The following is a 12,768-nucleotide window of genomic DNA, read 5'->3' on the forward strand; positions in this document are numbered from 1 at the left end:
CACGCGAAGGAGACAGGCCGGTCAAGGCATGTCATCAAAGGGCGCTCCGCAAACCTTGCACTTGACGGCCGGTATGCAAACGCTAACATAGGTGCGGCCGACACCGGTCGGAGCCGCGTCGCAGGCGATCGCGGAGAAGCTCACACTGCAGTGAAAGGACGCAATGATGCGATGGAAGCGAAAGGCGGTGGCCGTGGCGGGCGCGGCCCTGCTGGCGACCGGGCTGGGCGCATGCAGCGCCGGCGGCGAAGCGGCCGACGGTCAGGTCACACTCACCTACTGGAAGCTGGCTGACACCAACGATGCCTCGAAGCAGGCCTGGGAGGAGACGCTCGCAGGGTTCGAGAAAGAGCACCCCGACATCAAGATCGAGGTGGAGGAGCGATCCACCGACGGCCACAAGGAGGCGTTGCGCACGTCGCTCGGCACCTCGGCCGCCCCGGATGTGTACTGGTCATGGGCCGGCCCGGGAATCGGAGGCGAGTACGTCCAGGGCGGCGCGAGCCTCGACCTCGAGAAGTACTACGAGAAGTATGGCTGGGAGGACCGCTTCAGCGACGTGGGTATGGCCAGCGTCACGCAGTACGGCGGCTACGACGGCGTACCCAACGGCCAAGCCGGTGCCGCCGTCTTCTACAACAAGGACCTGTTCGCACAGGCAGGGATCACCGCGCCGCCCACGACGTACGACGAGCTCGTCGAGGCCGCGGACAAGCTGGTGGCTGCGGGCATCACGCCGATCGAGTTCGGTGGCACTGTCAACTGGCACCTGATGCGGCTGCTCGACAACATCCTGATGACGGAGTGCGGCTCCGACACGTTCCGCGAGCTCATCACCGCCGAGGCCGACTGGTCGTCCGAGCCCTGCGTGGAGGCCGCATTCGACGAGTTCCACACGTGGACCCAGGAGTACCTCGTCGACGGCTGGGCGAGCATGAGCGACTCCGAGGCGAACGCTCTCTTCTTCTCGGGCGACGCCGCGATGGTGATCGAAGGCAACTGGTTCGACAATGTCCTGCGATCCAACGACGTCGACACCAGCACGATCGGCGTGTTCCTGTTCCCCACCGGAACGGGTGAGCTCTACGGCGACACCTCGAACGTCTACGTCTCTGCCGGGACGAAACATCCCGACGAGGCCGCCCTGTTCCTCGACTACCTGACCAGCGAGGAGCCGCAGAAGATCAACCTCGAGCTCGTCGGTGCCCGGCCGGTCAACACCGCCGTCACCGTCGACCCGTCCACCCAGGACAGCCTCGACCAGCAGTGGAACCCGCTGTTCGACGAGGCGACCGGCCTGTACTACTTCAACGACCAGGGCATGTCCCTGGCCATGACGACGGAGTACTGGCGCATTCAGAACCTCGTCGCGACCGATCAGCTCGACCCCTCTGAGGCGGGGAGCGAGATGCAGAAGTTCATCGACAACCAGTGACGCGGTGCCGGCGGAGGCTCCTGCCTCCGCCGGCACACCGTCGCGCTCTGGAGAGCCGCATGACCACCACCACCCCAGCCCCACCGCGTCGCGCGCGACGGCGATCACGCTTCCTCGTGGCGCTGCCGTTCCTGGCCCCAGCTCTTGTCGCCTACCTGTTCTTCGTCGTCGGCCCGATGATCGAGTCGGTGCGGCTGTCGTTCTTCGACTGGACCGGGTTCGTCGGCGCGCCCCAGGAGTTCGTCGGCTTCGACAACTACGTGCGAATCTTCACGCAGGACCCGGTCTTCTGGACGGCATTCCGCAACACGGTGATCTGGATCGTCCTGTCGTTGATCATCCCCCTGACGATCAGCCTGCTCCTGGCCCTCGCGCTGAACCGCCCGCTGTTCGGGCGGAACCTGTTCCGCTCCGTCTTCTACATCCCCGGAGTGCTCGCGTCGATCGCCGTGGCCAACATGTGGCGGTGGATCTACAACCCCAATTACGGCATCGGCGCCAGCATCGGTGAGGCGCTGGGCTGGCCGTGGCTCGCCGACATCCAATGGCTCGGCGATCAGAACATCGCCCTCTACTCGGTCTTCATCGCGTTCGTCTGGCAGAGCGTGGGCACCAACATGGTGCTGTTCCTCGCCGGCCTGCAGTCGGTGCAGAAGGACCACATCGACGCCGCGAGGATCGACGGCGCCAACAGCTGGCAGGTGTTCCGCAACGTCACGCTGCCCGCCCTCCGTCCCACCATGGTGATCGTCTTCGTGCTCACCTTCATCGGCGCGATCAAGGTGTTCGACCTCATCGTGGGCATGACCGGTGGTGGCCCGGCGCAGATGACCCAGGTGCTCGCGCTGTGGTCGTACCAGCAGTCCATCACCAACCACGAGTACGGCCCGGGCAACGCGGTGGCGACCGTACTGCTCGTCGTCACTCTCGCCGTCGTGCTGCCCTATCTGGCATGGACGGCCCGACAGGAGGACTCATGACTGTCGCCCTCGCACCGGTCTCGCGGCGAACGGACGAGGATGCCGCGCCCCGGCGGCCCTCCCGAGGCAGGGACTACATCCGGATCGGCCTCTGGATCGCCCTGCTGATCTCGCTGATCATCTGGATGCTGCCGCTCGTGTTCATCGTCTTCACCTCGTTGAAGACCGAGGCGGATGCCATCGGCACGCCAGTCTTCCTGCCGCCGCTGAACCCCGACTTCGGCAACTACGCCGAAGCGCTCGAGACAGGCAACCTCCTGGGCGTCGGCCTCAACAGTTTGATCATCGCGATCGTCAAGGTTCCGGTGGGTCTGTTGATCTCGGCCGCCGCCGCCTTCGCGATCGCGCGCATCCGGTTCCGTCGCAGCAGGCTCCTGCTGGCGGCGATGGCGATCGGTGCGATGGTCCCCATCCAGGTGGCGATCGCTCCGCTGTTCCAGGTGATCAACTCGCTCGGGCTGCTGAACACCCACATCGGCGTCATCCTGCCGTACATCGGGTTCGGCATCCCGTACCAGATCTTCATCCTCTACGGCTTCTTCCGTCAGATCCCCGAAGAGCTGGACGAGAGTGCGCGAATGGACGGCGCGTCGTACTTCCGCCTGTTCTGGCAGATCATCCTGCCGCTGTCGGGTCCTGCGCTTGCAGCGCTGTTCATCCTCGACTTCGTGGCGACATGGAACGAGTACGGCATGGCGCTCGTGCTGCTGCAGAGTTCGGATGCCTGGACCGTGCCGCTGGCGATCCAGGGGTTCCAGTCGCAGTACACCAGCTCGTACGGGCCGATCAACGCGTTCACGCTGATGTCGGTGATCCCCGTCGTGATCGTCTACCTGCTGTTCCAGCGCTACTTCGTATCCGGTGCGTTCGCCGGTTCCGTGAAGGGATAATCCTCGATGCCCCCCACCGCCATCACCTACACCGGTGACGAGACCCTCGGCGCACTGCTGAAGGATGCCGGCGCGCGCGCCGTGCTCGAACGGCACATGCCCGAGCTCGGGGACCTCTCTACACGCCTGCAACTGGGCGGTCACCCCGTGCGTCTGGTCGCGCGGACCTCGCCGGCGCTGCGCGAGCCGGGTGCGGTCGACGCGCTGCTGGACGAGTTGTCGTCGCTGCCGATCCCGGGCAATTCGCCGTCACCGCCGCGAGAAGCCGCACACCAGGTCAGCGCGGAGTACGACGTCGACGGCGTGCCGGGCTCTGCGAGCATGCGTCATCAGCGCCGGCTGCGCCGGTTCGAGCGGCTCGAGATCGAGTTCAACGGCCCGCAGCACGGGAATCCCTTCGTCGAGGTCGATCTCGTGGTGCACATCGACACGCCCCGGGGCCGAGTGGACGTGCCGGGCTTCTACGACGGTGACGGCGTCTATCGCGCCCGGTACCTCGTCGAGCACGCCGGCGAGCACCGGTTCGAGAGCGAGAGCAACGCCCGCACGTTGAACGGCATCTGGGGAGTCTTCGACGTCGATGCCACCGCCGCGGGCCGCGGACCGGTGCGCGTGCACGACCGCTTCCACTTCGCGTCGGCCGATGGACGGCGCTTCGTGCCCGTCGGCACGACGGCGTACGCCTGGACGCACCAAGGCGATGCGCTCGAGCAGCGCACCCTGGCCGCGCTGGCCGGCTCGCCGTTCAACAAGATCCGCATGTGCGTCTTCCCGAAGTCGTACGCCTTCAACGAGAACGAGCCCGAGGTGTACCCGTTCGTCGGGAGCCCCGAGGGAGGCTTCGACCTCCAGCGGTTCGACCCCAGGTACTGGGCGCACCTGGAACAGCGCATCACGGAGCTCGGACGCCTCGGCATCGAGGCCGACGTCATCCTCTTCCACCCGTACGACCGGTGGGGTTTCGCCGACATGGGTGCCGTCGCCGACGACCGGTACCTGCGCTATGCCGTTGCGAGGCTCGCCGGCTTCGCCAACGTCTGGTGGTCGCTGGCGAACGAGTACGACCTGATGCCCACCAAGACCGAGGCGGACTGGGAGCGATTCGCGGGCATCGTGCGCGAGAACGACCCGACTCGCCATCTCATCTCGATCCACAACTGCTTCGAGTTCTACGACTACGGGCGCGAGTGGATCACTCACGCCAGTGTGCAGCGACGCGACATCTACAAGACGGCCGAGATGACCGACGAGTGGCGAGATGCCTGGGGCAAGCCGGTGGTGATCGACGAGTGCGCGTACGAGGGCGACATCGACCAGGGATGGGGCAACATCACCGGACAGGAGATGGTGCGCCGGTTCTGGGAGGGCGCGGTGCGCGGCGGCTACGTCGGTCACGGCGAGACGTACCTACGTGAGAACGACGAGCTGTGGTGGTCGAAGGGCGGGGAGCTGGTCGGTTCGAGCCCCGACCGCATCGCCCTGCTGCGGCGGGTGATGGAGGATGCCCCGGCCGCTCTCGAGCCGGTCGCGCATGACTGGGACATCCCCAGCGCAGGCATCCCGGGGCGGTACATGCTCTTCTATTACGGCTTCAACCAGCCCCGGTTCCGCCGCTTCCTATGGGATCCGGACGTCGCATACACCGTGGACGTGATCGACACGTGGAACATGACGATCGAGCGGCTTCCGGAACCGGTACGCGGTCGGTTCACGATCGAGCTTCCCGGTCGCCCCTACATGGCGCTCCGCTTTCAAGCCATCGATGCCGACTCCGACGGCGGACAGAACCCCCCGCGGCGGTGAGCGCTACGGCGCGGGCGTCGCGACCGGGGAAGGGGTCGGGATCGGCGGGGGCGGCGTCTGCGTGCTTCCCTCGGGACCGCAGGTCGTCGGCGCCTCGGCGCCGGCGAAGCGGTCGGCGATCCACGAGACGTACTCGCCCTTGGCGTAGCGAGGGATGGTCTGATGGGTCGCACCGGAGTAGATCGTGTACTGCACCGGCATCCCGAATCCGCACGCCCGCTCGTAGTACTGGCTGGTGCCGTTCGGGTTCACGACCGTGTCGGCGGTGCCCTGCATCACGAGCACCGGCGCGGTCGGCGCCGAGTAGCCGGCGGTGTTCTCATCCAGGCGCTTCTGCCAGTCGGACGGGATGCTCGGCTGCAGCAGCGACGCGTAGTCCGTCAGGTTCGAGTTGATGACGTAGGCGAGGTGATTGACGCACTGCACACCGGCTCCCGCGAGTGCCTCCTCACCGGCCTTCGTCACAACTCCCGATGCGTCGAGCTCGGGATAGGCGGCGAGGAACCCGCGGAACACGTTGAGCTGCAGCGCCACCGCGTGCGCAGGTGACGTGGCATCCTGCGGACCCTCCGGAACCTGGCGGGCGAACTGCGGGCCGTTGTCTGCGGCCGGCGCGAGCGCCGCCGTGCCGAGCAGATTGAGGGGCTTGCCGTAGTCGGTGTTCTGCCCCATCCAGACCGACGCACCGCCGCCCTGCGACCAGCCGAGCACGACCATGTCGTCACTCGCCTCGGTCTCGTCGATCTGCTGCGCCGCCTTGACCGAGTCCCAGACGTTGTTCGCCTCGGAATCCAGCACGGTGTACTGCTGAACGCCGGGCGTGCCGAGGCCCTGGTAGTCCGTGGCGACCACCACGTAGCCCGCGTCGAGGAACTCGGTCAGCGCCGGGATGCCGACGTCCTGCTGGAACGGGCTCGTGTACGTGAAGTAGTCGACGAGGTCCACGGCGGGCTCCGCGGCCAGCGACGGCGCGCAGTTGCGGCCGCCGCCCTCGGTGCCGTGCGCCCACGCCACGACCTTGCGACCCCCGTCCGGCGCCTCGCCCTTCGGGGCGACGACGATGCCGGATGTCGCGACCGGCGTCCCGTCGTGCGTCTCCGACAGGTACAGGATCCGCCAGGCGCGGGCACCCTCCGGGGCCGGCACCTCTTCGGAGCGCAGCAGCGTGCCGTGCTCCTTGTCGGGCAGCGGCGACGGCGGCTCGTAGAACTCCGGGATCGCGAACTGGCCGTCGACGGTGCTCGTGGTCGTCGTCGCGGCCGACGGCTCCCCGCTCGGCTCGGTGCTCGACGCGGGCGCGAACGAACAGCCGGCGATGAGCAGGGCGGTGGCGGTGACTGCGACCGGTGCGGCCGCGTGCCGCAGCCGGCGCCGTACCCACCCTTCCCGCGTCAGCGGATCGGTCGCAGTTGAGTCGACGATGGACGGACGGCGCTTTCCCCCGAAATTTCGCACGGCTCTGAACCTAGGGCACGCGAAGGCCTGACGGTATCGATTTCGCGCGCGACGCGCCGTAGCGGACACACGTCCGGCCGACGGGTGCCCGGTCTCGGCATGCTCGCGAGCTCGCTACTCGACCGGCGGACCGAGGTACTCGTCGCGGCGCCGTGTCAGGTACGCGACCTCCGCGGTATTGCCGGCGAGCCGGATGGCCGCGTCGTAGGCGTCCCGCGCCTCCGCGTCGCGCCCGAGCCGGTGCAGCAGCTGAGCGCGGGCGGCGTGGTATGGGTGATAGCCGCGCAGCTCGGGCTCCAGCGCGTCCACGAGCGCGAGCCCGAGGTCGGGCCCGTCGCACTCGGCGACCGCGATCGCCCGGTTCAGCCGCACGACCGGCGAAGGGTCGAGCCGAACCATGTGGTCGTACAGGGCGACGATCTGCGTCCAGTCCGGCGCGTCGCCGTCGGTGTGGACCGCGTTGATCGCCGCGAGCAGCTGGTAGCGGCCCGGCGCCTCGCCCGATGCCAGGCGCTCGCGGACCAGGGCGTGACCCTCGGCGATGAGCGCGGCATCCCATCGCGTGCGGTCTTGGTCGCTCAACGGCACCAGTTCGCCCGCCCCCGAGACGCGCGCGGCGCGCCGGGCCTCGATGAGCAGCATCAGCGCGAGCACGCCGGTCACCTCGCCGTCGCGGGGCAGCAGCTGGTGCAGCAGGCGCGCCAGTCGGATGGCTTCGCCGGTCAGCTCCGCGCGCACCGGTGCCGTGTCGGGTCCCGACGCGAGGTAGCCCTCGTTGAAGACGAGGAAAAGCACCGCCAGCACGCCCGATACGCGGCGCGGCAGGTCATCGGCATCAGGCATCCGATACGGGATGCCGGCGGCCGTGATCTTCGCCTTGGCCCGGGTGATGCGGGCGCCCATGGTCGTGTCTTGCACGAGGAACGCGCGGGCGATCTCGGGAACACTCAGGCCTCCGACGAGCCGGAGTGTGAGCGCCACCCGCGCCTCCATCGCCAGCGCCGGGTGGCAGCAGATGAACAGGAGCCGCAACCGGTCGTCGTCGATCACGCCCAGCGGCTCGGGGTCTGCGTCGTACACGAGCAGCGCCTCCCTGTGCCTCGCGTCTCGGATGCTCTCCCGCCTCATCACATCGATCGCCTTGCGGGTCGCGGCCGTCGTGAGCCAGGCGCCGGGGTTCGCGGGGATGCCGTCCACCGGCCATCGCTCGGATGCCGCGGCGAAGGCCTCGGCCGCGGCATCCTCGGCGATGTCGAGGTTGCCGAAACGCTTTGCGAGCGTGGCCACGACCCGCGCCCACTCGTTCCGGTGTGCACGGGTCAGGGCCTCCCGAGGATCGCTCACCCTTGCAGCAGCGGCCGCACCTCGAGCCGCCGGTTGCAGGCCCTCGAGCCGTCGGTCATGAGCTGGATGGCGACGTCGAGGTCGGGCGCTTCGATGATCCAGAAGCCCGCCGCCCACTCCTTGGCCTCGACGAAGGGGCCGTCGGTGAGCACCGGCTCATCGCCGCGGCCGTCGATGACCGTCGACACGGTGGGGTCGGCCAGCCCGGCGGCGAACACCCAATGCCCGCCGGCGCGGAGCTTGTCGTTGAACGCGTCGATCGCGACCATCTCCTCGTCGGTGCCCGAGTTGCTGCGGCTGTCGATGACGTTGACCAAGTACTGCATGCTCGTATCCTTCCGTTCCCGTACGACGCCCGACAGCCCTCAGGCGTCCCGCCGCTTCGGACCGACGCCCTCGGGAATCCCGACGTGCAGGCGCGGGGCGTAGACGAGCTTCTGCGTCTGCCCGTCGAGCACGGTCGACTCGATGAGGTCGAGATCCAGCTCGGCTCCGCCGTGCAGGAGCGCCGCGTCGCCGGCGCGACCGGTGACCGCGGGGAAGATCGTCACCTCGAGGCGGTCGACGAGACCGGCCGCGAGCAGCGCGCGGTTCAGCGAGATGCTGCCGTGCGAGCGCATGGGTACATCGGTGGTGCGCTTGAGCCGCTCGATCGCGGTGACGGCGTCTTCGCGGATGACGCTCGAGTTCTCCCAGCCCAGCGGCTCCTCCAGCGTGCGGGAGAACACGAGCTTGGGGTGGGCGTTGAGGCTGTCGTAGTACGGCTCGTCGTAGTCCTTCACGAACGAGCGGAACTCGCGGAATGTCGTAGCCCCGTACACCAGCACCTGCTCCTCGGCGTAGGTGCGCTCGAGGTCGGCACGAAGCTCGGGACCCTCCTTGCCCCAGTAGCCCGGCCAGCCGTGGCCCATGCCGTAGCCGTCGAGGGTGCAGAAGAAGTTGACGGTGAAGGTCGTGCTCATGATGTGCTCCGTTCCAGTGATTCCTGCTTTCACCCTTGCTACGAACCCGGCGCCCCCATTTCGACAGCGCCCGCGATAATCTCTCCCACCCCCGCCCGTTGAGCGAGCAAACCGAGTCGAACGTCCCCACCCTCCCCGCCCGTTGAGGGAGCGAAGCGAGACGAAGCGTCCCCGGTCGTCCTCCCCGTTCGTTGAGCGAGCGAAGCGAGACGAAACGTCCACCGCCCTGATAGTCCTAAGACATGACTTTCCGTGAGCTTCACGACGGCTGGACGCTGCGGCACAGCGGTGGCGACATCCCTCCCGTGTTCGCTGCCGTCGCCGCCGAGCCGGTCCCGGCGATCGTTCCCGGCGTGGTGCACACCGACCTGCTCGCGGCCGGGCTCATCCCCGACCCGTACGTGGACGACAACGAGTCGCTGCTGTCGTGGATCGGACGGTGCGACTGGACGTACGAGCTGACCTTCGACGCGCCCGCCGACGGCGCGCAGAACCATGACCTCGTCGCCGACGGGCTCGACACTGTTGCCCGCGTCGTGCTCAACGGCGTCGAGATCGCGAAGACCGCCAACCAGCACCGTTCCTACCGGTGGCCGGTGGGGGCGCTGCTGCGCCCCGAGGGCAACCGGCTCGAGGTGACGTTCCGCTCGCCTATCGCCTTTGCCGAGGAGCGCGAGGCCGTGCTGGGGGAGCGCCCGCACGGGTACGTGTACCCGTACAACGCGATCCGCAAGACGGCGTGCAACTTCGGCTGGGACTGGGGGCCCGCCCTGGTGACGAGCGGCATCTGGCGCCGCATCGGCATCGAGAGCTGGAGCGGCGTGCGCATCGCCGCCGTCCGTCCGGTCGTGGGCATCGACGGCGACGCCCGCCGCGTCGACGTGCACGTCGACCTCGAGTGGAGCGAAGGGGCTGCCGACGTCGAGGTGGTCGCACAGGTGGCGGGCGAGCGCGCGGCGGTCGCGGCATCCGTCGGCACGTCCTCTGTCGTGCTGCCGATCACCGCGAGCGACGCGGAGCTGTGGTGGCCGCGCGGGCATGGCGCGCAGCCGCTGTACGAACTGACGGTGCAGGCGGGTGAGGCGGAGTGGAGCGGGCGCATCGGCTTCCGCACCGCCGAGATCGATGTCGAGGCCGATGCCGACGGCAGCCCGTTCACGGTGATCGTCAACGGCAAGCCCATCTACATCCGCGGGGCGAACTGGATCCCCGAAGACACCTTCTTCTCGCGCATCACGCGCGGGCGGCTGGCCGACCGGTTCGCCGACGCCGAGGAGTCGGGCATGAACATGCTGCGGGTGTGGGGCGGGGGCATCTACGAGTCCGAGGACTTCTACGAGCTCGCCGACGAGCGCGGCGTGCTGGTGTGGCAGGACTTTCTGCTGGCGTGCGCCGCGTACAGCGAGGATGCCGAGCTGTGGAACGAGTTCGAGGCCGAGGCCCGCGACAACGTCACGCGCCTGTCTTCGCACCCGAGCCTGGTGGTGTGGAACGGCGGCAACGAGAACATCTGGGGCTGGGTCGACTGGGGCTGGCGGCCGCGGCTGAAGGGCGCGACGTGGGGCGAGGGCTACTACCTCGACCTGTTCCCGCGCGTCATCGGCGAGCTCGCCTCGACGACTCCCTATTCGGCCGGCAGCCCCTACGGGTTCAGCAGGTTCGTGCACCCGAACGACCCGAAGCACGGCACCGTGCACATCTGGGACGTCTGGAACCAGGTCGACTACGACGTCTACCGCACCTACCGGCCGCGGTTCGTCTCGGAGTTCGGCTTCCAGGGTCCGCCGGCGTGGTCGACGCTGTTCTCGGTCGTGCACGACGAGCCCGCCGACCCGTACGGCCCGCTCATGCTCGTGCACCAGAAGGCTACCGACGGCAACGGCAAGCTCGAGCGCGGCCTCGGCGCGCACATCGCCGAGCCGCAGTCGATCGACGACTGGCACTGGGCGACGCAGCTGAACCAGGCCCGCGCGGTGCGCTTCGGCATCGAGCACTTCCGCTCGCTGCACCCGCTCAACCAGGGCGCGATCGTGTGGCAGCTCAACGACTGCTGGCCCGTGATCTCGTGGGCCGCCGTCGACGGCCACGGCATCCGCAAGCCGCTCTGGTACGCCCTGCGCGACGTCTACGCCGACCGCCTCGCGACCATCCAGCCCCGCGACGGCGGCCTGGCGCTCGTGCTGCACAACGACTCGGACTCGCCGTGGCAGGCCTCGGTGTCGGTGCGGGTGCTCACGTTCGACGGCGAGGAGCAGACGGCGACGGATGCCTCGGCCTCCGTGCCTGCGCGTTCAGCGGTGTCGCTGGCGCTGGACGTGTCGTCGGACGACCCGACGGGGGAGTTCGTCGTCGCCGAGATGTCGACGGGCGAGCGCGCGTTCTGGTACTTCGACGAGGACCCAGCGCTTCGACTTTCGCCCTCGCCGGTGGTCGCGTCGGCTTCGGCGGCCGAGGGTGGATACGAGGTGCGGGTGCGAGCGACCTCGCTCGCGAAGGACGTGACGCTGCTGGTGGATCGAGCGGATGCCGCCGCCCGCGTCGACCGCGGCATGGTGACGCTGCTGCCTGGGGAGGAGGCGGTGTTCAGGGTGACCGCTCCGACGGGAATGGAGCCGGGGGCGTTCACCGGGCCGCTGGTTGTGCGGTCGGCGAACGACCTGGTGCCGGTGACCGCGGTGACGGTGTGAGCGAGGCCGGGCACGGCTACCGCGAGCTGCTTCGGCGTACCCGCAGGTTGATCGCCGGGAGCGATCGTCCGCCTATTGTCGCGATCGGCGGTCACGGCGGGTCCGGCAAGTCCACGCTGGCGCTTCGGCTCGCTGGTGACCTCGGGATCGGTCCGCGGCAGGTCGTACCCACTGACAGGCTGTATGCCGCCGTCGACACTCGGCGGGCTGCACTGTTCGAACTTCAGGACTGGCCAGCGATTTTCGATCTGCTCCGTCGAGTGAGAACCGGGGCCGAATCGCGCTTGCGCTACCGAGCCCGTTCGTACGACGGCCATGAAAAGCTCATCGACGAACCGATGCCCGTCGCGCTCATCATCGAGGGGATCCGGATCCTTCGACCGGAGACATTGTCGCTGATCGATCTTCCCGTCTGGATCGACCTCGATCCTGAGCGCGCGGGTGAACGAGCCAAGGCGCGGAATCGCGGTCAGGGCGACAGCGCAGCTGAGATTGCCCTCTGGGATACCAAATGGATTCCCGAGGGATTCGAGTACGAGCGACGCGTGGGCCCGCAGCAACTCGCCCACGTCGTCTTAAATCCGGTCGATCTCATTTGAACGCCTGCGTCCGCTGAAGAGCCGGCGTCGAACGCCGATCGAAAGCGTGTGGTGGGAAAACATGCACATCACCGGGGCGTGGCTTTACGCCATCCCACCCGCCCGCTGAGCGACCGACGTCCGCACGGTGAGCCACGTCGCTGACTGGTCGGTTCGGCTCGATGCGAATCCGGCGGTGGTCGTTTACCGCGCCGAGGCCGGCTTTCGACCGATCGTGAACCACAGGATCAGGCCGAGCCACGGGAACAGCAATGCTATGAGAACCCAGACCGCCTTGGCTGTTCCCGAAGCAACCCGATTTCGTGCGATGCTGACGACGGTGATGACGAAGGGGACGATCCAAACAACGGCAAGGATGAGCAGGTGCAATCCGCCAATATTTTCAAGCACAGGCGTCAGTGTGCCATAGTGCCGTGGGCGTAGACGCCGCATCGCGTCAGTCTGCACGCACGTGGAATGGGCTGGTGACCGTGCCATTTCTCCACGCGCTACCTTGTATACGACGGGGTTGTTGCGAGGCCGAGCCCTTGGAAGGCCCGTCCCTTGAAGAAGGCCATCGTCCTGCGCCGCAAGCGATCGGCACACTGAGGTGACGAACGAGCTCCGCACCGAC

The 12,768-nt window shown here is 68.0% G+C and carries 11 protein-coding genes; 6 read left to right on the forward strand and 5 right to left on the reverse strand.

Annotated features, from left to right (window positions below; translation table 11 throughout):
- The first annotated feature begins 166 nt into the window (after positions 1 to 166).
- The 4 genes from C9992_RS11395 to C9992_RS11410 are packed head-to-tail and all read left to right on the forward strand — an operon-like array spanning position 167 to position 5,108.
- On the forward strand, positions 167 to 1,435 hold the full coding sequence (locus C9992_RS11395; RefSeq protein ID WP_160150874.1) for an ABC transporter substrate-binding protein: 1,269 nt from the start codon (positions 167 to 169) through the stop codon (positions 1,433 to 1,435).
- 59 nt (positions 1,436 to 1,494) lie between these two features.
- Positions 1,495 to 2,415 (forward strand): carbohydrate ABC transporter permease, encoded by a 921-nt coding sequence (locus C9992_RS11400; RefSeq protein ID WP_106815696.1) that lies wholly within the window; start codon positions 1,495 to 1,497, stop codon positions 2,413 to 2,415.
- Entirely contained in the window at positions 2,412 to 3,305 is an 894-nt protein-coding gene (locus C9992_RS11405) for a carbohydrate ABC transporter permease (protein ID WP_106815697.1), read from the forward strand. The genes C9992_RS11400 and C9992_RS11405 overlap by 4 nt, the downstream gene beginning before the upstream one ends.
- A 6-nt stretch (positions 3,306 to 3,311) precedes the next feature.
- On the forward strand, positions 3,312 to 5,108 hold the full coding sequence (locus C9992_RS11410; RefSeq protein WP_200826293.1) for a DUF5605 domain-containing protein: 1,797 nt from the start codon (positions 3,312 to 3,314) through the stop codon (positions 5,106 to 5,108).
- Between the two features lie 3 nt (positions 5,109 to 5,111).
- On the opposite strand, the gene C9992_RS11415 is transcribed toward C9992_RS11410, so the two are convergent.
- From C9992_RS11415 to C9992_RS11430, 4 genes are all read right to left on the reverse strand, one after another.
- On the reverse strand, positions 5,112 to 6,563 hold the full coding sequence (locus C9992_RS11415) for a lipase family protein (RefSeq protein WP_160150875.1): 1,452 nt from the start codon (positions 6,561 to 6,563) through the stop codon (positions 5,112 to 5,114).
- A gap of 114 nt (positions 6,564 to 6,677) precedes the next feature.
- Positions 6,678 to 7,850 carry an RNA polymerase sigma factor gene (locus C9992_RS11420; RefSeq protein WP_235008198.1) on the reverse strand — a complete coding sequence of 391 codons (1,173 nt, stop codon included), beginning with the start codon at positions 7,848 to 7,850 and terminating at the stop codon, positions 6,678 to 6,680.
- A 53-nt stretch (positions 7,851 to 7,903) separates the two neighbouring features.
- On the reverse strand, positions 7,904 to 8,233 hold the full coding sequence (locus C9992_RS11425) for a YciI family protein (protein WP_106815700.1): 330 nt from the start codon (positions 8,231 to 8,233) through the stop codon (positions 7,904 to 7,906).
- Between the two features lie 39 nt (positions 8,234 to 8,272).
- Positions 8,273 to 8,869, reverse strand: coding sequence for a dihydrofolate reductase family protein (locus C9992_RS11430; protein ID WP_106815701.1), 597 nt, complete (start codon positions 8,867 to 8,869; stop codon positions 8,273 to 8,275).
- 242 nt (positions 8,870 to 9,111) lie between these two features.
- Here C9992_RS11430 and C9992_RS11435 point away from each other — a divergent pair, with 242 nt between their 5' ends.
- The gene (locus tag C9992_RS11435; protein ID WP_106815702.1) at positions 9,112 to 11,556 is read left to right on the forward strand and encodes a glycoside hydrolase family 2 protein; all 2,445 of its coding nucleotides are present in this window, start codon (positions 9,112 to 9,114) and stop codon (positions 11,554 to 11,556) included.
- Positions 11,553 to 12,155 carry a nucleoside/nucleotide kinase family protein gene (locus C9992_RS11440; protein ID WP_106815703.1) on the forward strand — a complete coding sequence of 201 codons (603 nt, stop codon included), beginning with the start codon at positions 11,553 to 11,555 and terminating at the stop codon, positions 12,153 to 12,155. Before C9992_RS11435 ends, C9992_RS11440 begins: the two co-directional genes overlap by 4 nt.
- Before the next feature lie 183 nt (positions 12,156 to 12,338).
- Here C9992_RS11440 and C9992_RS11445 read toward each other — a convergent pair whose 3' ends face one another.
- Positions 12,339 to 12,545, reverse strand: a complete 207-nt coding sequence (locus C9992_RS11445) for a PLDc N-terminal domain-containing protein (RefSeq protein WP_160150876.1) — start codon at positions 12,543 to 12,545, stop codon at positions 12,339 to 12,341.
- Between the last annotated feature and the right edge of the window lie 223 nt (positions 12,546 to 12,768).

The sequence above is a fragment of the Microbacterium timonense genome (genome assembly GCF_900292075.1).
Classification (GTDB): Bacteria; Actinomycetota; Actinomycetes; order Actinomycetales; family Microbacteriaceae; genus Microbacterium; species Microbacterium timonense.